Origin of the sequence: Erythrobacter sanguineus, from assembly GCF_900143235.1 — a bacterium.
Lineage (GTDB): Bacteria > Pseudomonadota > Alphaproteobacteria > Sphingomonadales > Sphingomonadaceae > Erythrobacter > Erythrobacter sanguineus.
Genome location: NZ_FRDF01000006.1, coordinates 124,929 through 148,558, shown reverse-complemented (window position 1 = coordinate 148,558; position 23,630 = coordinate 124,929). Strand labels below are relative to the sequence as shown.

Sequence of the window (23,630 nt, the reverse complement as noted above, 5' to 3'; positions counted from 1 at the left end):
TGCATCCATGAAATTAAATTAATTCAGAATGATATGCGTGATTCGCGTCCGCTTGCGTCCGCTTGCATTCGCTTGAAGCCGGATTTGGCGTGGGGGTATTTTGGGGGTATTTTCCGGGGGTACCGAAAAGGAGCGATACCCCCAATGGCCCTGAGCGAGATTCAAATCAAAAAGGCGAAAGCCACCGATCGACCCTACAAGCTGGCGGACGGGGAGGGATTGTACCTGCTGGTTCAGCGAAATGGTTCGAAGCTTTGGCGCCTGAAGTATCGCTTCAGGGGCAAAGAGAAACTTCTCTCGTTTGGTCCTTACCCCGACATTGGTATCGCGGCAGCTCGCGAACTGAAGAAGCTCGCGAAGGCGACTCTTGTCGAAGGTAGAGACCCTATGGTTCACAAGCCGGGACGTGACTTCGAGGACGAGAAGACCTTCAGGGCAGTGGCGGCCATGTGGCATCAAAACCGGGAATGCAGCCTCGACCCTGCACATGCGAAAAGGGTCTGGTCGCGGCTGGAACGGGATGTCCTGCCTCAGCTGGGCGATCTGATGATGCACGAGATCACGCCGCCTGAGGTTCTGAAAGTCATTCGCAAAATTGAAGAACGAGGCGCACTCGACATCAGCCGGCGCGCCAAGCAGGGAATTGGGCAAGTTTTCCAGTTCGCTATTGCCAGTGGCATGTGTGATACGGATCCTACGGCGCACTTGCGCGGGGCATTGAAGCCGCGTCCGCGCGTTCAGCACATGTCGAAGTTACCGTTGAGCGAACTTCCAGAGCTCCAGATTAAGATTGATCGCTATCAGGAGGAAGGAGATCGCCGCTCAGAAATCACAAGGGCCGCGCTGAAATTTGCTCTTCTAACCTGGGTCCGTACCAAAGAGCTGCGTTTTGCGACCAAGAGCGAGTTCGAAGGTCTCGACAGCAAGAACCCTGTATGGCGAATTGCAGCTGATCGAATGAAAATGCGGCGCGAACACATCGTTCCGTTGTCCAGCCAGGCTGCTGCATTGATCCGAGATATGATGTCGAAGGCAGATGGTGACTACGTGTTCCCGGGTCAGAAGCCCAGACAACCGATATCAGAGAACACCATGATCTACGGTCTTTATCGGCTCGGGTACCACGGCAGACAGACAGTGCATGGTTTCAGGGGGCTAGCGAGCACATGGGCCAACGAACAGTTGGTTGAAGTTGGTCAGCCGCCGATATGGATGCGTCGATACAATGCAGACTGGGTCGAAATGCAGTTAGCACACAGCGAGGAGAATGAGGTCCGTGGCGCCTACAATGCCGCCGAGTACCTTGCTCCACGACGCTCCATGCTTCAGGACTGGGCTGATTTTCTGGATCTTCAGCGCGGCGACCTGGGCAACCTCGCTGTTCTTCGGGCAGCTTAGCTTCCGGATTAAGCGGGAACCTGCCCGAGCCACTCGACCTGAAGTCGATCGAGGCCAACCACGATACCCTCGGCGGTGACTTCGAACCCGATGTCGTCGTTTGAGGGCTCGAAGTCCTCTAGGATCCAGTGATCCCCCGCGTCGGTAACCAAAGCGATGCCACGCGGCACATGCTCCAGACGGCCGCTTATCCGTTTGCGATTCGTGTTCATGTGGAGCTGTATGCCAGCCAGCGACCGATGACGCTTCTTACATATGCGGGCGTTTCACGATTTTTCGGAATGCCGCCCGCCCGAGCGACCGCGCCGGGTCCAGCATTGTAGGCTGCGAGTGCCAGATGGATGGCCCCGAAGCGGTCGAGCATCTTTCTGAGGTAACGGGCCCCGCCGTCGATATTCTGGGCCGGGTCGTGCCGATTGGCGACACCAAGTTCCCGCGCTGTGGCGGGCATGAGCTGTGCAAGGCCAGCAGCTCCGGCCGGACTTATCGCCATTGGATCGAACCGGGATTCGGTCCAGACGAGCGCCTGAAGCAGACGAGGGGGAAGCCGATAGCGCGCTTCAGCTTGCCTAATGAGTGGTTCGTAAAGAGCCTCCTTGAATGATCGTTGCAGTGGTGATGGAACGGCCGTTGCTGGAGCAAAAGCCTCATTTGTCCGAACATCAGATGTATCGGCAAACCCAGGCTTTTCGCGCCCCAGGTCGTGGTCGAACACTTGGAAATCCTGAGCCCTACCACCACTGACCCCGCCTGCGGCGAGTGCACCTGCCAGGCATACTAAACAGAACTTTCTCATGACGCTTATCTCTCGGCTTGCTGCGAATCAAAGAGGAACATAAAAAGAACAAATGCTGTAGGAAAACGCTTTGACGTACGAACGACCGAAGAGTGGAGGGCTACCACTGGCAGGGGCATTTGAGCAGTGATGGAGCTAGCATGTCCGTTTCGAATTCCATTCTGAGGCGCAATTCGCTCGAGGAAACCGCTCGCAGGATTTGCGAATTGCGCGGCGGCAAATGGTCCGGCACAAAAGGCATGGCCTGTTGCCCCGCACACGAAGACCGCACGCCTTCGCTGGGTGTGACGCTCGGCCGAAAGGCTATTCTCTTCCATTGTTTTGCGGGCTGCGATCAGCAGAGCGTGCTTTCCGCTCTGGCCCGCGAAGGTTTCGAGGTGGCCAGGTTTTTCTCGGGTTCTTCGGCTGGGGAGCAGCTCGAGCCAACCAGAGTGCGCAAACCCTCGGCAGCAGCGTTGAGGATCTGGCGCGAAGCGGCACCACTGCGTGCCAGTCCGGCCAAGGCCTACCTTGAGAGCCGCGGCATCCTTGCCGCATCTTCAGCTCTTCGCTTTCATCCACGCGCGCCGCTCGGGCCGAAAGGACGGGCCCGCTTTCTTCCCGCTATGATTGCGGCGGTCAGCCTCGACGAGGGGCCGATCGCGATCCACCGCACATTTTTGTCCACCGAGGCTTCAACCAAGGCCACCTTCGACAAGCCAAAGCGCGCGCTTGGCTCTCTCGGTGAAGCTGCTGTCCGTCTCTTTGCTCCGGTTTCCGGGAAGCTCGGTCTTGCCGAGGGGATCGAGAGCGCGATGTCGGCCTATGCTCTCACCGGCATTCCCGTCTGGGCGACCCTGGGCAATGAGCGCTTCGGTCTCGTGAGCGTGCCCGAGAGCGTGACCGAGCTTCACCTCTTCGTCGATCATGATGCTGGCGGCGAGCTGGCTGCCTCACGTTGCCTGGCCGCCTATGCCCGCGATGGACGCACGATCCAGGTTCGCAAGCCGTCATCACGCGACACAGACTGGAACGACGAACTCACAGCATGGCTGCACCGCAAAGCGGCACAGTAAGAGGAGAGAGGGCTTCTCGAATTCCTGATCCGGCAGAGGGCGTGTCCCGATGCCCCCATCAGGAGGACAAATTGCCATGTTTCAATCAGACCTGTTTCCCGCCAGCGAGCAGTTGCCGTCAGAGCCCCTGGCCTTCGCCATCGGCACCAGGATTGCGGCGCTTCTTGCCTCGGGACGCCATCTGACCCGTGCCGACATTTCCGGCCTGTTCGCCAAAGACACCGGCGCCCTGGACTGGGGAAGCGCCTGGACCATCGATGACTACAACAACGCGGCCGAGATCGGCGCAATGCTGTGGCTACGGAAATCTTCACGCATCGATCTGGCGACAAGCGTGCACGAAGCAGAGGCGCGTTTCGACTGGCTCGAAGCAGCTTTGCCGCCGCGGCACGTGCGCAGCGAAGCACAGGTCGAGCTCCAACAGTTCTCGACCCCGCCGATGCTGGCTTGGCTGATGGCGAAGGCCGCAGCAGTTGCTGCGCAAGACACGCTCCTCGAACCGTCCGCAGGCAATGGCGCTCTTGCTCTCTGGGGCAGCGTCCAGAACGCCTCATTGGTCCTCAACGAGATCGATCCGGCAAGACGAGACGGCCTGGGCCACATCTTCCCTTCGACCACGATCACCGCGCATGACGGGGAACTGATCGCGGACTTGCTTCGCGGTCCTGCACCATCGATCGTGCTGATGAACCCGCCATTCGCCCGCAGCCAGGAGCGCGGCAAGGACGGCGATACAGCCCAGCGCCACCTGCGAAGCACGATCCGGTCTGCCGCCGTTGGAGCGAGGATTGTCGCCATCATGCCCGAAGCCTTCGATGCTTCCGCCTTCGCCAAGGCACAGGACGAAGCATCGCTGTTGCTCGATGTTCGGCTGCAGCAGATGTTTCGCCGGACCGGAACGGGCATCGCTGTTCGTCTGGTCGTGATCGACAAGGTGCCGACTGCGTCCGCGCCAGTTGTCACTGGAGATACATGCGACCTGATCGCGCTCGGCGAACTTGTTACCGAGCTTCCGCCACGTGCGCAAATTTCCGCCAGCCTCCATCGCCTCCCAGTCAGCAAGCCAGTGCGCCTCGTTGGCAAGACCTCAACGCATCGCGCGCCGGTGCGTCCGGTGGCGCCTTTCGCAGCGACAGCAGCAGCCAAGGCGAATGCGATCGACCTTGCCTATTCGGTTTTGGCCGACCCCGCGCCGGTGCCTGAACAGACAGGCATCTACCTACCTTACCGGCCAAGTCGCATCGCTTTCGAAGGCGCGCCGGTTCACCCCACGCCGCTTGTGGAATCGGTCGCCATGGGCTCGGTCGCGGCGCCCCAGCCGGACGTTAGCCGGCGCCTTCCCGCAGGTTGGCAGGCCAATGGCCATTTATCCGAAGCGCAATGCGAGACATTGGTCTACGCTGCGCAGGCATTCGCGCGTGATCTCCCGGGTCGCTTCAAAATCAGCCAGGAAGGCACCTCGATTGAGCTTGCCGAAGACGGCCACGCCTACCGCCAAGGCTTTTTCCTCGGCGACGGGACCGGAGCGGGCAAGGGTAGGCAGATCGCAGCAGTGATCATGGATCGCTGGCTCGCGGGTGAGCGGCGTCATGTGTGGATCACCAAGAATGAGGCTCTGCTCGAAGACGCTCGCCGGGACTGGGAAGCGCTTGGCGGGCTGCCGCTCGATCTCCAGCCGCTCTCGCGCTGGAAACTCGGCCATCCGGTAACGATGTCCGAAGGCATTCTCTTCGTCACCTATCCGACGCTACGCTCGGGACGCGCCGAAGATACGCGCCTTGACCAGATCCTTGCCTGGGCGGGCGAGGATTTCGACGGCGTGATCGCTTTCGACGAAGCCCACGCCATGGCCAATGCGCTCGGGGGCTCTTCAGCCCGCGGCAAGGTCAAGGGCTCCGAACAAGGGATGGCGGGCCTCAGACTGCAGAACTATCTCCCGCGCGCCCGGGTGCTCTACGCGTCTGCCACTGGCGCCTCGGATATCGCCAACCTCGGTTACACCTCACGGCTTGGTCTCTGGGGACCCGAGACCGCCTTTCCGACCCACGAGGCGTTCATGACCGAAATCCGCGCCGGCGGCGTCGCGGCGATGGAACTTGTCGCCCGCGACCTCAAGGCTCAGGGCCTCTATCTCGCCCGTGCGTTGTCGTTCGCCGGGGTTGAGTACGATATTCTCGAGCACAATCTGACCGAAGCGCAGGTGCGGATTTACGATGCCTATGCTGATGCCTGGGCGATCATTCACCGCAATCTCGAGGCGGCGCTCGAAGCGACCCGCGTGGTCGACGAGGACAGCGGCGATACGCTCAACCGGAATGCCAAGGCGGCGGCGCTGTCGATCTTCGAAGGCACCAAGCAGCGCTTCTTTGCCCAGCTCCTGCTCTCGATGAAACTGCCGAGCCTTATCCCCGCGATGGAAGCGGCGCTTGGCGAAAACCATTCGGTGGTCGTGCAGCTGGTCTCGACCGCCGAGGCGATGCTCAACCGTCGCCTCGCTGACCTATCCGATGAGGAGCGAGAAGCGCTCGATATCGACCTCTCCCCACGCGAATATGTCATCGATTACCTCGCCAAGAGCTTCCCGGTTCGCCTGATGCAGGTCTTCACTGACGAGGATAGCAATTTTCGTTCCGAAGCGATGAACGACGACGAAGGCAATCCCGTTTTCTGCCCGCGCGCCGTAGCCGCGCGCGATGCGCTGATCGAACAGCTCTGCGCGCTGCCGCCCATCGCTACCGCGCTCGATGCGATCATCGAACACTTTGGAACCGAGGCTGTGGCCGAGGTCACAGGTCGAACCCGCAGGCTGGTCATGGGACGCGACGGTCAGCAGCGCCTCGAACGGCGAAGCCCCAGTGCCAATGTCGCCGAAGCGCAAAGCTTCATGGAAGGAACCAAGCGCATCCTGGTATTCTCGGATGCGGGCGGGACTGGGCGTTCCTACCATGCTGATTTGGGCGCCAGGAACCAGCAGCGCCGGGTTCATTTCCTGCTCGAGCCGGGCTGGCGCGCCGACAACGCCATCCAGGGGCTCGGCCGCACCAATCGCACCAACCAGGCCTCGGCCCCGCTGTTCCGGCCGGTAACGACCGACGTGAAGGGCGAACGCCGGTTCATCTCGACCATTGCGCGAAGGCTCGACGCATTGGGCGCGCTCACGCGCGGACAACGCCAGACCGGCGGGCAGAACCTGTTCGACCCGGCCGACAATCTTGAAAGCGACTATGCGCGCGACGCGCTCAGCCGCTGGTTCCAGCTGCTCTATGACGGCAAGCTCGAGGCCACCACTTTCGGCAACTTTGTCGAACGAACGGGCCTCCGTCTCGAAAGTCCCGATGGCGGGCTGACCGACAATCTCCCCACGATCCAGCGCTGGCTCAACCGCATTCTCGCGCTACCGATCGCGCTCCAGAACGGGATATTCGACGAATACCTTGGCCTAGTCGAAGCGCGGATCGAAGCCGCGCGCGAAGCGGGAACGCTCGACCAGGGCCTTGAAACCGTCAGGGTCGATAGTTTCGATATCCTCGCCGATGAACTCTTGCGCACCGATCCTGTGACCGGCGCCGAAACCCGCCTCGTCTCGCTTGAAGTGGTGAGGCACCTGCGGCCTCTGCGGTTGCAGCGCCTGGTGCGGATGCACGAAATTGGCAGCCCGCACGTGATCCCGATGCGCAATGCGCGCTCGGGCAAGGTCGCGCTGTCGGTTCCAGCCCGGCGCCTCATCGCCGACGACGGGGCCGTGTTCGAACGCCGACGCCTTCTGCGTCCGCTCAATTCCGCGAACTGGACCCTTGAGGCACTCGGTGAGAGCCTCTGGGAAGAAATCGGCGTCACCGCGTTCACGAGTGCATGGCGAGACGAGGAAGAGGAGGCCGCCGCTTCACCAGTGACCGAGCGTGTCCATCTCGCCACTGGGCTGCTGCTTCCGGTCTGGAAGCGGCTGCCCGGCGATCATGTTCGGGTCACTCGGCTCGTGGCCGAGGATGGCCAGTCGATCATCGGCCGCGAAGTGCTCGATATTGACCTTGCCGCAATCGCCGACACCTTTGGCCTGTCCGGAGTTACCGGACCATCGGCTGAGCATATCGGCGACCTCGTCATCGCAAGCGGCAAGCCGCTGAACCTCGCAAGCCATGATCCAATCACCGTGAAGCGCTCGCTGGTCGGCGGCGAACAGCGCCTTGAACTGACCGGGTTCTCGCCTGATCGGCTCGACTGGTACAAAGGCAAGGGCTGCTTCACCGAGATCATACGCTACCGCACGCGTCTGTTCGTCCCGGTGTCAAGAGCCTCGTCCGTCCTCCCTGCGCTAGCCGCCTGATCCCCCGGTCAGACCCCGATCACAAGAATGAGAGTGGAGGAAGCCGTTTGGGCTTGTGGGCCTCGTGATCCTCACCTGCGCCTTCATTCCATCAGGAGAACACCCATGATCCAGTCGATCCCCTTGAAAAAGCTCGTTCAGAGCCCGCGCAACGTTCGCAAGTCGAGCGACGTACTGGCTGACCTCCAACTGCGGGCAGACATTGCTGCGCGCGGCCTGCTGCAGAACCTCGTCGTGCGCAAAGGAAAGCGCGGCAAGTTCGAGGTCGAGGCCGGCGGTCGCCGCCTCGCCGCGCTGCAGGCGCTGGCCGAAGAGGGCACCTTGCCCGAAAACCATGAGGTCACCTGCCTTGTCATCGAAGGCGAGGAAAGCGAAGTACGCGAAGCCAGCCTTGCCGAGAACTTCCAGCGTCTCGCGATGAATCCGGCCGACGAGGCGCAGGCCTTTGCGGCGATCATCGACGCGGGAGCCACGACTGAAGACGTGGCGCGCCGCTTCGGTCTCACCGTCCGCTTCGTCGAAGGACGTCTGCGCCTCGCAAGCCTCGCGCCTTGCGTTTTCGAAGCGCTCGCCGAAGGCACGATTACGCTCGACATGGCCAAGGCCTACGGCGCGATTTCCGACGTCGAGCGACAAGCGCATGTCTACGCTGAGCTACAGGACGCCTGGTACCAGATCACGCCTGACACGATCCGCCGCATGGTGCTCGATGCCACGGTGCGCGGCAGCGATCCGCGAGCTGTCCTGGTCGGTCGCGACGCCTACCTCGCCGCAGGTGGCCGGATCGAGCGCGAACTTTTCGACGATGATGCAAGTGAAAGCTGGATCGATGTCGCGCTGCTCGAGGACCTCGCGCACAAGGCCATGGAGGAAGCGGCCGCCAGGACGGCTCAGGAACACGGCCTTGCCTGGGTGCGACCGACGCTTGGCAATTATGTCAGCCATGACCTTCTCGAAGGTCTGAGTCGCTTGCCCGACGAGCCTGCCCCGATGACCGAACAGGAGGCGCAGGAACTCGGTGAACTCGAAGCCGACTACGACCGCGTCGCCGCCGTGCTCGAAGACGAAGACAGCGACGAGGACGAGGTTGCGAATGCCGAGGAGGAACTTGTGGTTATCGACCGCGCGATGCGCGCGCTCAATGATCGGCCGCCCGTGCTCGCCGACGATCTGAAACCCAAGGCCGGTGCCTTCCTCGTCCTCTCGCGCTATGGTGAGCCGACATTGGTCCCGCAGTTCTATACCGAGACCGAGGTCATCACCGGTGAAGGCGCTATTGAGGCAGTCGAGGAAATCGTAGGGGCAAAGCCCAAAGGGAGCTCGCTGTCCCAGCGCTTGCTCGACGAGCTTGCAATGCAGCGTCGCGATATCCTGGCGATCCATCTCGCTAACGATCCGACACTGGCGCTCGACTTCATGGTCTTCACGCTCGCGGATGCCGATGGGCACGACTGGCGCGCCAGAAAGGCATCGACGCTTGTCGGCTCCGTCGCGTCCGGACCGGTTGCCGGTTTCGAGGCCAAGGATGCACCGGCGAGTGCTGCTCTGGCCGAGTTCGCTGGCTCGCTCGACGAAAGCTGGCGCTCGGGCGAGACCGACGTTGAGCGGTTTGCCAGGTTCCGGGCGCTTTCCGACGAGGCGCGTTCGGCCTGGCTTGGTCATGTCGTTTCGCGCACGCTCGTCGCCAGCCTTGCCTGCGAAGGCGAGCGTTCTGTGCCACTGCACGAGGCGCTCGGCTCGCTGCTCGAAATCGAAACCGCGCATTGGTGGCGTCCCACTGCGGTCAACTATTTCGACCGCGTGGCCAAGGCCCGGACACTCGAAGCGCTCGACGCCGCTGGGGGTCCCGCATTGGTCAGTCGCTATGCCGCCTCGAAGAAGGCCGAACTGGCCAGCGCTAGTGAACGCATCTTCTCGGGCACCTTCATCGGTGAGGCCGAGGTCAAGGAACGTGCACAGGCCTGGGTGCCTTCGATCATGCGTTTCTCTGATGCCGAGGGTTTCGCGCCAGTTGGTGTCGAATCCGACGAAACGGACAGCGAAAATGGAACTGACGAGATTGCCGAGCAGGCTGCCTGACCCCTCCTGACAGGTCCAGGTCACTCGGCGGGCGGTCCGTCCCTCTCGGGACGGGCCGCCTTTTTGCCATGATGCACTTCAGTCAAGTCATGATCGTGCGAATCGAAGCAGAGGTTCGAGATCGTGGAGGTCAGCCGCGCGCAGAGCTTCGATATACTGCCCCCGCGTTGCCCCGGCTTCGATCAGGCTGGTCCTTCCCCAGGAGAAGTAGGGCTGCCCCAGATGCTTTGCGAGGAGATCGGCAGCGAGCCTGGAAAACCTGCCATTGCCGTTGGGGAAGGGGTGGATCTGGGTAAGCCGGTGATGAAATCTCAGCGCGATCTCGTCAGCGGGATAGGTGTCGTGCTCGATCCAGTATCGCACATCATCCAGCATCTGTCGCAAATCAAGCGGGATCCGGAAGCTGTCGGAGCCGATCCGCCGGTTGGTCTCCTTCGAGTAGCCGCCCGCCCAAGCCCATACCTTTCCGAACATGCGTCGATGCAGTTCGCGCAATATGTCTTCATCAAGCATGTTGCGCGATTGCCTGGTCGCCCAGTTCTCCCCATCTGTGATGTTGATCTGCTCGGCTTCGTTCAGTTCGTGTCGCAGCGTGATGTAGGTGGGGATCAACCCCAGCCGCTCTTCAGCGGAAAGAGGGGTGTTGCCGTCCTCGTCGGAGAACAGGTCAGCGCTCACACATTGTCATCCCACAGGCGCGCCGCAGGGCCTCGCAGCAGGTCGTCGACCAGCCTGTCTCTTTCCTGGCTCTGCGCCTCGGCATCAAGGCCCTGGTTCTCAAGTGCCATGCTATGGCTGGTACGGGACAGGCGCTGTGTTGCGAGTTGGCGCGCACGTTTGTGCACTTGTTCCTCGATCGGTGCATTGGGCACGAGCGCATAGACCAGCGTGCAGTCGAGCGCCTCGGCTGCCTGCCTGAGGGTCGCGAGGGTAAGGGAGTCGCGAGCTTCGCCCTTTTCCATCTCGACGATAACCGACTGCGACTTGCCCATCCGCGCCGCCAGTTGGCGGGTCGTCATGCCGTATGCATCTCTCAGAGCACGGATCCAGCCGCGCGGCGGACGCGCGAGCTCCGGCCGCTCCCGAAGCGATGCGAGACGGTTTTCGAGGTTTTTGCGAGCGAGGGCCTTGGCATCCATGATTGTATCCTGACGATCCATTGCATACATTCTGATCGCATTAAAACGATCAAATGTCAATCTTCAGATCGTGTATAGACGATCATATTGGCCCTGCATGATCGTATATCGTCGATCAAATTTAGGTCGTGTCTCTTGCACTACACATGGCTTCTCAGGAGCGATACGAAGATCAGACGGGTGACGTGATGCTGGAAGAAGAGGGGAGTGGGCTCTGGTTTTCCTGAACCGGGACATGGGTGTCCCGGCGATCAGGAGACCTCCCATGAGCAACCGCCGTCGCGCCTCGTCGCCTTCGCCAGCCGAGCGTATCACCGCCGCCATCATCGAGAAGCTCGAACAGGGCACCAAGCCCTGGGTCAAACCGTGGCGCGGTGTGCCTGTCTCGCGGCCTCTGCGTTCCTGCGGAACGCCCTATCGCGGCATGAACACCTTCTGGCTGTGGATGGTCGCCGATGGCTGCGGCTATACCTCACCCTACTGGATGACCTATCGCCAGTGCCAGGCCCTAGGCGGGCAGGTCCGCAAGGGCGAAAAATCGACCATTGCGATCTTCTACAAGAACTACACCAAGGAGGTCGAAACCTCGGCCGGTGAGGCCGACATCGAGAACCGGCGCGTGCTCAAGGCCTATGCGGTATTCAACGCCGACCAGTGCGATGGCCTGCCCGCCTTCTATCACCCTGAACCAATGGTCGCGCCGGTCGAACCTGCAGGGCGGGAGACGAAGCTCGACCAATTCTTCAGCAGCATCGGCGCAAACCTGCGCCACCACGGATGTCAGGCATACTACGAGCCAGTGCTGGACCGTGTCACTATGCCGCCCGCCGAACTGTTCGAGGCCTATGACCACTACTATGCGACGCTCGCGCACGAACTGTCGCACTGGACCGGGCATTCCTCACGGCTCGATCGTGATCTCAAGAACCGCTTCGGCAGCGACGCCTATGCCGCCGAAGAGCTGATCGCCGAACTGTCCTCGGCTATCCTGGGTGCTGAACTGGGTCTTCCGGTCACCCACCTCGACCATCACGCCAGCTACATCGCATCCTGGCTCAAGATCCTTAAATCGGACGAGCGCGCGATCCTGACAGCAGCCGCCAAGGCAGAGGAGGCCGCCAGCTTGCTTCTTCAGCTTGGAGGACGCGACATCTCGAACAACGAAGGCGAGGCTACCCTCGCCGAAGCAGCTTGAGGGAGGGACGCAATGGGACGTTCCGTCAGCTACCCGACCGGTTCGACTGTCGCCTTCCGTCTGCTCGACGATGAGGACGACGATGATCCAGACTGGACCTATGAGTGCCTCGTCGACGACATTACCGCAGCGGCCAAGGCCGCTTTCCCGTCTCTCGAACCGTTTCAAGGCTGGCGCGGCCGCGAAGACCGTATTCTCCTTCGCAATGCTTACGCAGATCTTGGTGTTTCGACCTATTGCGGCCTCGCGGCGATCTGGCTCGCCGAACGCGTCGACAACAGGTACTGGGAAGCCGACTTTCGCCAACCGCGCACTGCTCGTGCAAAACACTGGCTTGCGCAGGTTACGCCACGCTTCGAACAGCTGTTCGGCGAGCTCAGGATGATCGGGCGGTTCTCGAACGGCGAGGCAATCTACGAGCGGGCTTGATCTTGCATTTGAGAGATATTTGTGTATATCTTGCAAATGAAAGGATAGCTCATTGGCAACCCAGCCACTCCAACTCCAGCCGGACGACGGCAAGCTACTCACCTCCGCAGTCGCGAGGATCGCCGAGTTCTGGGGGCTCACCAATCCCCGGCTCGGGGCAATCCTCGGTGTGTCGGAATCGACCGCCTCGCGGCTGCGATCAGGCAAGGCCGAACTCGATCCGGCCAGCAAGTCGTTCGAAGCCGCGCAATTCCTCTTGCGGTTGTTCCGCTCGCTCGACGCCCTTCTTGGCAGCGACGATTTGTCGGCCCGTGCCTGGCTCACCACCACCAATCTCGATCTCGATGCGCCGCCGCTCGAGCTCATCGAGAGCTTCAAGGGCCTCATCACAGTATGCGACTATGTGGACGCCCACCGCGCTCGCGTCTGAGTTCCGGCGCTACCGAAGGACCGTGTGGCGTGTCGTCGAGGCGCAGCATCGGATCTCGACCAACCGGCTGACCGTGAAGCTGGCAGATCAGAAGCGGCTCGAGGAACTGGCTGACGATGCCAAGCCCGATCTCCCAAAATCCGCACGCGGGCTTCACTATCTCCTCGCGTCACCTTTTCGCTATGGGCACACAGTCGCCAGTCGCTTTCGCCGTGCGGGCGAAAGGCCCGGAATCTTTTACGCAAGCGAGGCCGAAAGCACAGCGATCACCGAGACAGCCTACTGGCGCCTCAGGTTCTTCAGCCGTTCACCCGGGTTCGTGCCGGGCAACCGGACCAGCGAACATCTGAGCTTCTCGGTTCCCGTGTCGCTTATTCGCCTCCTCGATACGACCCGGCCGCCGCTCGATGCTGACGCAGAGCAGTGGCTTGATCCTGATGACTACTCGGACTGTCAGGATCTTGCTGCTGCGGTGCGCGAGGCAAACGGGCAGGGCATCTGGGCGCGCTCTGCACGCGATCCCGATGGCATCAATCTTGCCCTCTTCGATCCTGCCGGTTTCGGGAAAGCGGAGCCCGACCATGGCCGGGGCTGGCACCTGCGGCACGAGGGAAACCGCCTTACTGCTATAGCGGCCTTTCCGCATAACGAAGTCTTGACCTTCACGCCCGAACAGTTCGGCCTCCCGAAGCTCGCCTGAGCAACACCAACATTCCTCCGGGATCACTCCAGCACCGCTCCAGCGTCCCTCCGACTTCCCGGCTTGGCCTGTTCGCTGGTTTCCCGTGCCCTGGACCGGCCAGGGCTCGCCGCAACCCGCGCAAGGCTGCGGCCCGTGTGGCCCGCGCCAGCCTTGCCTTGCGGGGTTTCCCGCTGACGCGGTGCGGCATGCCCTTGTCCCGGTCCCTTGCGGGCACGGCGAACAGGCCACGGCAGAAATTCCTTCCGCCGGTCCTCGCCGATCTCAGGAGGATCACAGCATGTATGACAGTTTCACCAGCCAGCTTGCCGGGCTCGACCTTGCGGGGTTCAGTGTCACGCCCGCCCCGTTCGATCAAACAGACTTTCCTTGCGAAGCGGCAGTCGAGCAGACGCTTGGCGCGGTCTGGTCCGATCTCTTTGCTCTCCTGGCGGACACCGCCCTTGCGGCCGATGCCGAAGACCTCGCCTGGGGTTTCGTCAATCTCTTCCACCGTGCGGCCAGCCGGAAGTCCGGACAGCTCGACCGGGCCTCGGATGAAATCCGCGCTCTCCTGGCTTCCGCCGATGGTTCCGAAATTCATTCCTCCAATCTCGAGGAACAGACCTTGCGCGCACAGTCCGCAGAAGCGAGCATGCAGGCCTTCGAGCAGATGCGCGAGGTGGCGGCATTGCTCTACCGCGACGAAACCGGATCCTCATGGAAGCCAGTTTCCGGATCACGCGCAAGCCACTCGAAGAACCTCACCTCTGCTGTCATCGATGCACGCGATTTCCTGCGCGCGAGAGCCGAACGCAGGCAGGCAGCGCATTCTCCAGAGGGCACACCGGTTGTCTTCGCTGGCGGCCGCATGAGGTTCGACAGTGATGCCGATGCCAGGACCTATGCCGACAACATCTGGGCGACGCTTGACAAGGTGCGCGATGCCGTACCCGATCTTTACCTCGTCCATGGCGGAGACGGTAAGGGTGCAGACAGGCTCGCCGCTTCTTGGGCCGAGCGTCACGACGTCCAGCAGCTGACCTTCACGCTAGACCGCCGTCTTGGTGCCCGTGCCGGGTTCAAGCGCAACGAGCAGATGCTCTCGCTTGCGCCCCGTTACGTCGTTGCATTTCCGGGAAATGGCGTCACCGAACGCCTCGTGATCGAGGCGAGGAAGCAGCGCATAACTCTTGTCGATCGGCGCGGTCCGCTCGGCTCCTATCCTGCTGCGAGCCGAAGCCAGTGATCGCTTCGAAAAAAGGGCGGCCCGTCAAGGCCGCCCAATAGGAGAGAACTCTTTGCATTGCTGCTCCGAGCCCTTCGGGTCGCATGACGACCATATCAAAAGGGGTCCGTGAGTCGATAGTATGAAAACGCCAGAGCCGAATAGATACGCTTTGAAGGGTAGATCTTGATAGGCGACTGAGCGCCTAACGGTGCCGACTTTGACCAAATTCGTCGTCGCGCAGTCTTGCGAAATGATCTCTTGCACGCGTTGGGAGTTTTCTTGTTTCCTGCCCAGAGCTAACAAGGAAATCATGCAACTCGACGATCTGCTCCTGCGCTACTTTGCCACCACCGACCTCTCCGGCGTTGCTCCCGACACCTTTACAGCCGGCATCGAGCACTGCCGGGTCGATCTCGGCCTTGAGGAAGATCGGGGCAAGCGCTTTGCCCTGTGGTCGTTCCTGCATATGTTCGGGTCCGCCCCCGATCTCGACGTGGCGTTCGAGAGCGAGGAAGATCGGAACGCCGCGCGCAACTTCATGGATCTCCTGGCGGCATCAGAGGGCGATGGGGTAAGCTGATTGCAGCATGGTCTTGGCACCTTCAGACCTGCACCCGATACCCATCCGGCTTTCTTCGCGAACAGTCCGTAAAGCAGGTCAGCTGAGGACAGCAACCCGTTCCTTTGCCGGCCGTGTTGGCAGCTGCGCTGCCTGCCCGCACCACCCGCCAGGAACAGGTTTCCCTTGGAGCTTTGCCCCTGCGGTGCAGCCCTCCCATGCCCTGCTTCTTTCAGATGTTCGCAAGCCGGAGATGGTCTCCGGTTTGAGGAACTGAAGGACTACCATCATGACCAATATCGCCATCATTACCGGCCGCATCGCCCGCGATCCCGACACCCGCGAGACCAAGGGCGGCACCAATGTCACTGGGATCACCGTCGTCACCGATCGCCCTGCGCGGGACAAGGACGGCAAGACCTACAAGGACGAGAACGGCTACACCGCCAAGGAAAGCGAGTTCCACCGGGTGACCTGCTTCAACGGCCTCGCCAAGACCGTCGGGCAGTACTGCTCCAAGGGCCAGCTGGTCAGCGTCCAGGGCCGCATCCACTACACCCAGTGGGAGGACAAGGACGGGGTCACGCGCTACGGCACCGAGATCCTCGCCGACAAGGTCGACTTCCTCTCGCGCGGCAACGGCAGCGGTGACGACAACGACAATCAGGACGCTCCCGAGATCGACTGAACTCTCCCCTCGATCTTGCCTCCCGAAGGGGTCCTGTCCTAACCGGACAGGGCCCCTTCCTTGTGCTACTACGCTGCTGAAGACTTGGATTGCCCAGCTGAAGGCGAGACCAGCCCCAGACGTTGCAGCGCGGCTTCCTCCCCAAGTTTTCCCAGAGTTACCGCGACCCGGGCGAGACCCTTGCGGGAAAACGCTTCGAGGCCGGTTCCCAGTACGATCCGCCCGAGTTCAAGCGCGGCTTGCTCTTCCAGTTCCCGTTTGCGCTCATCCATCGCCAGCCGGTCGGCTTCGAGCTTTCTCAGCGCCTCGATGGGGTTTCGTTTCGACGGCATTGCGTGTCCTTTCTTCGTCCCCTCGGATAATCCTCCCGCAGGGGCTGTGGACTTTCAGCCGACCTGTAGGAAAGTGAATTCGCACCGCAGATCGCTTGCGCACTGCAAGAGGCGGGGAGGGGGCCTGGCTCACGGTCTTGCGATGGTGATGGGCGTGCGGCCGGCGCGTCAAGGACGGCGGGGCCCCACCATTTTGCCTCCCCTTCGCTCACGCTCCGGTCCGACAAAATCGTTGCCCCCACCGCCGCTAACGCGGTCGCCTTGCAGGCGATCCCTGACCCGCCAGCCGCACACCCCTCCGCCGTCCTCCTGTCGTCTCACGACAGACATCAGGAGGAAATCATGGCTACACTTGCTCAGTTTGACACGAACTCGAACAGCTACTTCGAGGCTTTGGCGATTGCCGAACGCCGCGCACTGCACAGCTTCTTCGATCAGCACATCGTCGAGGACGACGATCTTGGCTACTTTGCCCTGGACGAGGGTGACTACAACGCTCTTCCGGCACACATGGCCGATAGGGTGGTGCACACCGTCCAAGGGGCAATGCTCGACGAATTCTGACCACCGACAAGGGCAGGAGCCGGTAACGGTTCCTGCCTTTTTTCATGGTCGCAGGAATGGGGATTGGGACGCGAAGCGGAGCGGGGCTGGGGACGCACTCTGTCCCGCGCGAGCCAGTGGCTCGCGCTCCTGAGGGTGCGGCGTCCTTGCTCCGGGCCCCGCATGCACTCCCGACTGGCGACGGGTCGGACCGGCGCGAGGCGGCGGGACCGACTTTGCCCCGGTCCCTGGCCCCGCACGCGTTCCTTTGCCGCCACCTTATCGGGGGTGCGGTTTCCGTCTCGGGGCATCTTCATCATCGGGATGTTGGCGGTTTTGCCCGACCCTCACACGTGCTCGCGCTCCAAAGACAATCAGAGGCAAATGCCTCCAGGTCGAGAACGGGCATCATGGCCGGAGACCACCGCGCGATGGGGGAACGCAATTGGCACACCGTACGCAGCGGGTGCTGCATCGTAAGAGCAGGAAATCGCCGAACAATTCGTCAGGAATTCTCCTTTGTCTTTACTGTGCCAGTAGCGGTCCAGCGTGTTCCGTCACCGGTCCGATTCGGCACGGAGAAGACGAACTCTCTGGAAAGCATAGAGAACTTTTCGATTTCCTACACCCCTGCCGCCGGCCTAATGTGGTCCCTGCCTTTCGAAGAGTGAGCCAGGTTCTTTTACCAAAGGAACTTGGAAATCATGTATCGAGATAACCGCTTTGTGACCTATGTCACGCCCCTGATCGGAACCTGGATCAGGGATCAGGCGCTTGAGCGCCGCATCAGTTCCAGCATTGTCATTTGCGACTGCATTTATGATGCCTGGGAGCGGGCCACGGGAAGTGATCTGAAGACACCGGCGACCGATCCGGTGCGCCAGAACATCTTCATTACTGTCGCGCTTGATGCCTTGCTCACGCACCATCCGCACGCCGATCTGCGCGAGAAGACGGTCGCTGCCTACCAGCGCCGCCTCGAACGTCTGGGCATCGTTGCACCCCAACCACTGGGAGGCCGTGATGAAGCATAATCTTGTCAACTTCACCCGCGGTAGCCAGCTCCTCGGACACTTCGGCTTCATGTTCGCTGCGGGCCTCAAAGGACCGCTTTTCGTCACGGTGCTGGTTGTCGTCGGGCTCGCCTGGTGGGAGCTGAGCGGGGCCCTCGATGACTACCAGATCTACCTCTTGGGAATGCACGTCTATGCCTCCGCCTATAGCTTCATGGAGTTCGATCCAGACAAACTGGTGAACCTGAAGCTGGGCGACGGGACCATGTTGGCCTTTCCGATCTCGGTCGTGACCGACTACCCGCCGATGCGCGAAGCGGTGGCCATCTTCCGCGGTGCCCTGACGAGCGCTCTGACGCTGTCCGGTTTCATTCTTGTGCCATTGTTCGCGCTCTTCTGGTGGGTCGCTGAACGCTTCGGCGAGAAGTCGAAGCAGAAGAAGCATGTCCGCGGTGCGGAGCTCGCGACCTTGCGCGACCTCGAGCGCGAGATCGCCCGTCACAACCGCGACGCGCGCGCCCGAGAATATGGCGATGCGATGGGGTGGAAATGGCGCCTTGCCGGTACTGCAGCGCTGCGGGAAGCAGGCTTCTACAGTCCTGCCCATCTCGCCCGCATCAGCTGGCCCTGGCGCCTCGAACAGAGCCACACCATGCTCGTCGGCACCACCGGCACAGGCAAGACCGTAGCACTGACCGAGCTTGCATCGGAGATCCGCAAGAGGGGAGAACGCGCTGTCGTGTTCGACCTCACGGGTGCATTCATCGAAACGTTCTACGACCCGGAGCGCGATGTCATCCTCAATCCTCTCGATGTGCGTTGCCCCTCCTGGAGTGTGTTCAACGACTGCTCTACCCGAGCCGAATTCCACGCTGCCGCGGAATCGCTGGTCCCGCATGACGGCGGCGGCGCGGAACAGTTCTGGGTGCTGGCCGCGCGCACGCTGTTCGTGGAGACCTGTCTGAAGCTCGCAGAAGCCGGGCGAGGCACCAATGCCGCACTTGCCCACGAACTGATGAACGCCGATCTGTCCGACCTGCACCGCTTGCTCGAAGACACGATGGCGGGGCCGATCAGCACTCCGAGTGCGGCACGCATGGCGGAATCGGTGCGTGCGGTGTTCAACGTCAATGCCAAGGCGCTGCAGATGCTCCCCGACGAGGGCATACCGTTCTCGGTTCGCGAGTGGGTTGGCGGGGCCGGCAAACCGGGTTCGATGCTGTTCCTTTCGGCACGCTATGTCGACATGAGCATGCTCTCGCAGCTGCTCACGCTATGGCTCGATACCTCGATCAATACGCTCATGGCCGGCCCCCGCTCGCGCGACATTCGGCTGTGGTTCCTGATCGACGAGCTGGGAGCTTTGCACCGCCTTCCCTCTCTCGAGAAAGGGCTCCAGACTGCGCGCAATTACGGCGGGGCGATCGTCACCGGCATCCATGCCTTTGCCAAGCTCAAGGACGTCTACGGCGAGAACATGGCGATGACCCTTTCTTCGCTCGCACGCACCAAGCTGATCCTCGGCACCGCCGATCGAGAGACCGCCACATGGTGCTCGGATGTCATCGGTCACCGCGAGGTTCGCGAAATGGAGGAAGGGTACAGCTATGGTTACAACAATGCGCGCGATGCCGTCAGTCTGACACCCCGCCGCCAGGTCGTCCCGCTGCTCCTGCCGGATGAGCTTATGAAGTTGAAGAACCTCCACGGCTTCATCAAGTTTCCCGAAGGCTTCCCGGCCGCTCCAGTGGTCCTGCGACCGCGCAACTGGCCGCGGGTCGCCGAGGGCTTCATCGCTCGCCCCGAGGCGAAGAAAGTTGCCCGAAAGCCGGTCGATCGAGCCTCGGGAAGCGAGAAACAGGGCCATCAGCCCGGTTCCGATGCCACCACACAATCCGGCGACAACGATGGCGATCCGCGCCGTCTCACGGAGAAGCAGGACCCTCCCGCTCGGCAGCGGGGCAAGACACGCGATGATGCCGCGCGTGAACCGGTGCGCAACCGGCGTCACTCCAAGACCGCGCACAATCCCGAAGCCAGCGACGAACGTCCACGGGGCCGCAAAGCACGCGGCAAGCAGACCGACGGCGTTGCCCGAAAGCCTGCCCAATCCGAGCTGCCGCTAACGGGGAAGGGCACCAGATCGACCGGCAAGGATGGTCCGGATGTCGGAGCACCGAGGGTCGATCTACCCGATCCGGAGGCCGGGCAGCGCGCGGTTGATGCGCGCGGCAAGGCGGACCAGGCGATGCAGGAAGAGCAGCAGCGATCGCTGCTGGGCGGCGCGGCGCGACAAGGGCCCGACCCAGATCGAGACCCTGGTCATGATCACGACCTCGGGGACTACGATCCGGACATGTAGCGCAAACCAGGGGAGGGGAAGGGATGCAGAAGGTGATGCTTTGTCATGCTATCCGTTGCCAATGTCCGCTCGCCCTCGGCTGCGGCAAACTACTTTGCGTCGGACAATTACTACGCCAGCGCCGATGCCGATCGTTCGGGGGAATGGGTGGGCGAAGGTGCGCGCAAGCTGGGTCTTGGCGGCAAGGTCGAGGCCCGGGTGTTCGACGCCCTGCTGCGCGGCGAGCTTCCGGACGGAAGCTCGGTCGGCAATCCCGGCCAGGCGCACCGTCCGGGCACCGACCTCACCTTCTCGGTCCCCAAGAGCTGGTCGCTGCTGGCGCTCGTCGGCAAGGACGAGCGGATCATTGCCGCCTACCGCGAGGCTGTGATCGAGGCGCTTCAATGGGCCGAAAGGAACGCTTCGGAGACCCGCGTGGTCGCACGCGGCAAGGTCATCACGCAGCCCACGGGCAATCTTGCGATTGGCCTGTTCCAGCACGACACTAACCGCAATCAGGAACCGAACCTTCATTTCCACGCGGTCATCGCCAATGTCACACAGGGGCGCGATGGGAAGTGGCGGACGCTCAAGAACGACCGGCTATGGCAGCTCAACACGACCCTCAATGCGGTCGCCATGGCGCGCTTCCGCGTGGCGGTCGAGAAGCTCGGGTATGAACCAGGTCCCACACTCAAGCACGGCAATTTCGAGGCGCGCGGGATCGCGCGCGAAGAGGTCATGGCGTTCTCGACGCGTCGCCAGGAAGTGCTCGATGCGCGGCGCGGGACGGGCCTCGAAGCGGGAAGGATAGCTGCGCTGGACACCCGCGCCAGCAAGGATGGGATCGAGGATCGCGAGGCCCTCGGCCGGCTGTGGGGTGAGACTGCCACGTCGATCGGCCTCGATCTCGCTTCGCTGGTCGAGCAGGCGCATGTGCGTGCGCTCAGGCACTCGATCGAGGGAACGCGGTTCGGTTCGCTGGTCGAGCGCGGACGTGCTCTCTTGGACATGTTTGTGGCCCATGTTCGCGGGGACCCGGCTGATCCGCTTGTACCCCCTTCCGTTCTCAAGCAAGACCGCCAAACGATCGCGGCTGCACAGGCGGTCGCCTCGGCGGTGCGGCACCTGTCGCAGCGCGAGGCGGCATTCCCGCGTGAAGCTCTCTACAAGGCTGCGCTTGATTTCGGGCTTCCGGCAACGATCGCCGATGTCGAAAAGCGCGCCCGTGCGCTGGTTCGCTCGGGTCACCTCCTGGCCGGAAAAGGCGAGCACAAGGGCTGGCTTGCGTCGCGCGAAGCACTCGAGACCGAGCAGCGAATTCTCGCCGAAGTCGCCGCGGGCAAGGGCGAGAGTCATGCCACGCTTGATCCAAAGGATGCCGAGGTGCGGGTCCAGGCGTCAGCCGAACTCGGCCACGGGTTCAGGCTCAACGAGGGGCAGCTTTCTGCGGCACGGCTTGTTCTTGCGTCCGGCGACCGGATCGTCGCGGTGCAGGGGGTGGCCGGTGCGGGCAAGAGCAGCGTCCTGAAGCCCGTCGCTGACGTGCTGCGCGAAGAGGGGCATCCTGTCATCGGTCTCGCTATCCAAAACACGCTCGTCCAGATGCTCGAGCGCGATACGGGCATCGCATCGCAGACGCTTGCACGCTTCCTCGGGGGCTGGAAGCGCCTGCTCGATGATCCTGCCAATGCCGCGCTTCGCACAGAAGCGCGCACGGCCCTCAAGGGCCATGTGCTTGTGCTCGACGAGGCTTCAATGGTGTCGAACGAAGACAAGGACAAGCTCGTCCGTCTCGCCAATCTGGCCGGTGTCCATCGCCTGGTCCTTATGGGCGACCGCAAGCAGCTTGGCGCCGTCGATGCGGGAAAACCTTTCGCGCTGCTGCAGCGCGCCGGGATCGCGCGCGCCGAGATGGACACCAACCTGCGCGCCCGCGATCCCGTCATCCGCGAGGCTCAGGCAGCCGCGCAGGCGGGCGATGTGCGCAAGGCACTCGTTCGCCTGAAATCCCACACGATCGAGGCCAAAGGGGATGGCGCGCTGGTTGCCGCCGAAACCTGGCTGGCGCTCGACAAGGCAGAGCGCGAGCGCACGTCGATCTATGCCTCGGGCCGCCGCATCCGCTCGGCGGTCAACGAGGCTGTGCAGCAGGGGCTGGTTGCCAACGGCGAGATCGGTCCCGGCAAGATCAGGCTGGAGGTTCTCGACCGCGTCAATACGACACGTGAGGAACTGCGTCATCTCTCGGTCTACCAGCGGGGCAGAGTTCTCGAAGTGGCGAAGAAGGAACTGGCGCTCGGCCTTGCGCCCGGCGACTACCGCGTCCGCGGACCGGATCGGCTGGGCAAGTTTGTCGAGGTAGAAAACGCGCGAGGCAAGCGGTTTCGGTTCGATCCGGCGCGCATCAGGTCAGGCAAGGGCGGGGAGCACCTGGCACTGCTCGAGCCGCGCAAACTGGAAATCCATGAAGGCGACAGGATCCGCTGGACGAGGAACGATCATCGTCGCGGGCTCTTCAACGCCGACCAGGCTTCGGTAATTGCGATTGCAGGGGGTAAGGTCACTGTCGAGACATCGAAAGGCGAACAGGTCGTGTTGGCGAAAGGCGATCCGATGCTGAAGCGGATCGATCTCGCCTATGCCCTAAATGCCCATATGGCCCAGGGTCTGACATCGGATCGCGGCATCGCGGTTATGGACAGCCGCGAGCGAAACCTTTCGAACCAGCAGACCTTCCTAGTCACCGTGACCCGGCTGAGGGATCACCTGACACTGGTGGTGGACAGCTCGGACAAGCTGGGAGCAGCCATCGCGCGCAACAGAGGCGAGAAAGCATCGGCGATCGAGGTGACGGCGCGGCTGAAGTCGGCGGCCGAGAAGGGAAGTGCAGTCGATCAACCCAACTCGGAAGAAGCCAACAAGGCAGACAAGGAACTGACCCGGAGCAAGAGCAAGTCGCTGGATTTCGGGATCTGAACGAATTTTACTCGCATCCAATCCCGTCGCCGTCGCGGTCGAGGTGAGGCCCGTACCCAGGTTGGCCGCGACGGACCGGTGCAGCGCCTGCGTTTCTGGCCGCGGTACAATTGGGATAATAGACATCGCCACTCGGCGCTCTTTGCGGTTGGCTTGACTCACCAGAACCCGGTCCCCGGTGGCAATGGCGGCCACCATTCTTTCGATCATTATGGCAACCGTCAGCGGCAAGACCACCAGGATGGGCGAAGCCTGTGCCAGTCAGGAAAGGAGCCGCTAAAGCGGTCAAGGCCAGAATTGGTGTGGCGCTGCGATTGATTCGCTTCCTCCCAGCAGTGCCCATTGTAGACTCTCCCAATTCTTATGGCGGGATAACACAAACCGCCGAATATCGGTAAGGAGGTGGATTTTGGCGGCATT

The 23,630-nt window shown here is 62.1% G+C and carries 21 protein-coding genes; 15 read left to right on the top strand and 6 right to left on the bottom strand.

The window, feature by feature from the left end:
- Positions 1-144: 144 nt before the first annotated feature.
- Positions 145-1,398: a tyrosine-type recombinase/integrase gene (locus BUA05_RS06495; protein ID WP_072673848.1), complete on the top strand. Its 1,254-nt coding sequence runs from the start codon at positions 145-147 to the stop codon at positions 1,396-1,398.
- Positions 1,399-1,406: 8 nt separating this feature from the next.
- On the opposite strand, the gene BUA05_RS06490 is transcribed toward BUA05_RS06495, so the two are convergent.
- Positions 1,407-1,610 (bottom strand): DUF5818 domain-containing protein, encoded by a 204-nt coding sequence (locus BUA05_RS06490; protein ID WP_072673847.1) that lies wholly within the window; start codon positions 1,608-1,610, stop codon positions 1,407-1,409.
- Positions 1,607-2,194, bottom strand: coding sequence for a lytic transglycosylase domain-containing protein (locus tag BUA05_RS06485; protein WP_072673846.1), 588 nt, complete (start codon positions 2,192-2,194; stop codon positions 1,607-1,609). The genes BUA05_RS06490 and BUA05_RS06485 overlap by 4 nt, the downstream gene beginning before the upstream one ends.
- Positions 2,195-2,334: 140 nt before the next feature.
- Here BUA05_RS06485 and BUA05_RS06480 point away from each other — a divergent pair, with 140 nt between their 5' ends.
- From BUA05_RS06480 to BUA05_RS06470, 3 genes are all read left to right on the top strand, one after another.
- Entirely contained in the window at positions 2,335-3,249 is a 915-nt protein-coding gene (locus BUA05_RS06480) for a DUF7146 domain-containing protein (RefSeq protein WP_072673845.1), read from the top strand.
- 76 nt (positions 3,250-3,325) lie between these two features.
- Positions 3,326-7,573 carry a strawberry notch family protein gene (locus BUA05_RS06475; RefSeq protein WP_072673844.1) on the top strand — a complete coding sequence of 1,416 codons (4,248 nt, stop codon included), beginning with the start codon at positions 3,326-3,328 and terminating at the stop codon, positions 7,571-7,573.
- A gap of 105 nt (positions 7,574-7,678) precedes the next feature.
- Positions 7,679-9,652, top strand: coding sequence for a ParB/RepB/Spo0J family partition protein (locus BUA05_RS06470; protein ID WP_072673843.1), 1,974 nt, complete (start codon positions 7,679-7,681; stop codon positions 9,650-9,652).
- Positions 9,653-9,739: 87 nt separating this feature from the next.
- On the opposite strand, the gene BUA05_RS06465 is transcribed toward BUA05_RS06470, so the two are convergent.
- Both BUA05_RS06465 and BUA05_RS06460 read right to left on the bottom strand, forming a co-directional pair.
- Positions 9,740-10,330 (bottom strand): mobile mystery protein B, encoded by a 591-nt coding sequence (locus tag BUA05_RS06465; protein ID WP_072673842.1) that lies wholly within the window; start codon positions 10,328-10,330, stop codon positions 9,740-9,742.
- Positions 10,327-10,791 (bottom strand): mobile mystery protein A, encoded by a 465-nt coding sequence (locus BUA05_RS06460; RefSeq protein ID WP_072673918.1) that lies wholly within the window; start codon positions 10,789-10,791, stop codon positions 10,327-10,329. Before BUA05_RS06460 ends, BUA05_RS06465 begins: the two co-directional genes overlap by 4 nt.
- Positions 10,792-11,056: 265 nt before the next feature.
- Here BUA05_RS06460 and BUA05_RS06455 point away from each other — a divergent pair, with 265 nt between their 5' ends.
- The 7 genes from BUA05_RS06455 (at position 11,057) to BUA05_RS06425 (ending at position 16,002) form a co-directional block, all read left to right on the top strand.
- A complete protein-coding gene (locus BUA05_RS06455; RefSeq protein WP_072673841.1) occupies positions 11,057-11,986 on the top strand; it encodes an ArdC family protein in 930 nt (309 codons plus the stop codon).
- Between the two features lie 12 nt (positions 11,987-11,998).
- Positions 11,999-12,415, top strand: coding sequence for a hypothetical protein (locus BUA05_RS06450; RefSeq protein WP_072673840.1), 417 nt, complete (start codon positions 11,999-12,001; stop codon positions 12,413-12,415).
- Between the two features lie 52 nt (positions 12,416-12,467).
- Positions 12,468-12,845 carry an MbcA/ParS/Xre antitoxin family protein gene (locus BUA05_RS06445; RefSeq protein ID WP_072673839.1) on the top strand — a complete coding sequence of 126 codons (378 nt, stop codon included), beginning with the start codon at positions 12,468-12,470 and terminating at the stop codon, positions 12,843-12,845.
- Positions 12,817-13,545, top strand: coding sequence for an RES family NAD+ phosphorylase (locus BUA05_RS06440; RefSeq protein WP_072673838.1), 729 nt, complete (start codon positions 12,817-12,819; stop codon positions 13,543-13,545). The genes BUA05_RS06445 and BUA05_RS06440 overlap by 29 nt, the downstream gene beginning before the upstream one ends.
- A gap of 280 nt (positions 13,546-13,825) precedes the next feature.
- The gene (locus BUA05_RS06435) at positions 13,826-14,773 is read left to right on the top strand and encodes a DUF2493 domain-containing protein (protein ID WP_072673837.1); all 948 of its coding nucleotides are present in this window, start codon (positions 13,826-13,828) and stop codon (positions 14,771-14,773) included.
- Between the two features lie 292 nt (positions 14,774-15,065).
- Positions 15,066-15,335, top strand: coding sequence for a hypothetical protein (locus tag BUA05_RS06430; RefSeq protein WP_072673836.1), 270 nt, complete (start codon positions 15,066-15,068; stop codon positions 15,333-15,335).
- 268 nt (positions 15,336-15,603) lie between these two features.
- Positions 15,604-16,002, top strand: coding sequence for a single-stranded DNA-binding protein (locus BUA05_RS06425; protein WP_072673835.1), 399 nt, complete (start codon positions 15,604-15,606; stop codon positions 16,000-16,002).
- Between the two features lie 68 nt (positions 16,003-16,070).
- Here BUA05_RS06425 and BUA05_RS06420 read toward each other — a convergent pair whose 3' ends face one another.
- Positions 16,071-16,334 (bottom strand): DUF6437 family protein, encoded by a 264-nt coding sequence (locus BUA05_RS06420; RefSeq protein ID WP_072673834.1) that lies wholly within the window; start codon positions 16,332-16,334, stop codon positions 16,071-16,073.
- A 342-nt stretch (positions 16,335-16,676) separates the two neighbouring features.
- On the opposite strand from BUA05_RS06420, the gene BUA05_RS06415 reads away from it, so the two are divergent.
- The 4 genes from BUA05_RS06415 to mobF all read left to right on the top strand — a co-directional run bounded on the left by BUA05_RS06415 (position 16,677) and on the right by mobF (position 23,210).
- Positions 16,677-16,898: a hypothetical protein gene (locus tag BUA05_RS06415; RefSeq protein ID WP_072673917.1), complete on the top strand. Its 222-nt coding sequence runs from the start codon at positions 16,677-16,679 to the stop codon at positions 16,896-16,898.
- Positions 16,899-17,581: 683 nt separating this feature from the next.
- Entirely contained in the window at positions 17,582-17,911 is a 330-nt protein-coding gene (locus BUA05_RS06410; RefSeq protein ID WP_072673916.1) for a hypothetical protein, read from the top strand.
- Positions 17,901-20,252: a type IV secretion system DNA-binding domain-containing protein gene (locus BUA05_RS06405; RefSeq protein WP_072673833.1), complete on the top strand. Its 2,352-nt coding sequence runs from the start codon at positions 17,901-17,903 to the stop codon at positions 20,250-20,252. Before BUA05_RS06410 ends, BUA05_RS06405 begins: the two co-directional genes overlap by 11 nt.
- Positions 20,253-20,297: 45 nt before the next feature.
- Positions 20,298-23,210 carry a MobF family relaxase gene (mobF, locus tag BUA05_RS06400; protein ID WP_072673832.1) on the top strand — a complete coding sequence of 971 codons (2,913 nt, stop codon included), beginning with the start codon at positions 20,298-20,300 and terminating at the stop codon, positions 23,208-23,210.
- A gap of 7 nt (positions 23,211-23,217) precedes the next feature.
- Here the strand turns inward: mobF and BUA05_RS06395 are convergent, their stop codons facing one another.
- Positions 23,218-23,553 (bottom strand): excalibur calcium-binding domain-containing protein, encoded by a 336-nt coding sequence (locus BUA05_RS06395; RefSeq protein ID WP_084662500.1) that lies wholly within the window; start codon positions 23,551-23,553, stop codon positions 23,218-23,220.
- Positions 23,554-23,630: the final 77 nt, after the last annotated feature.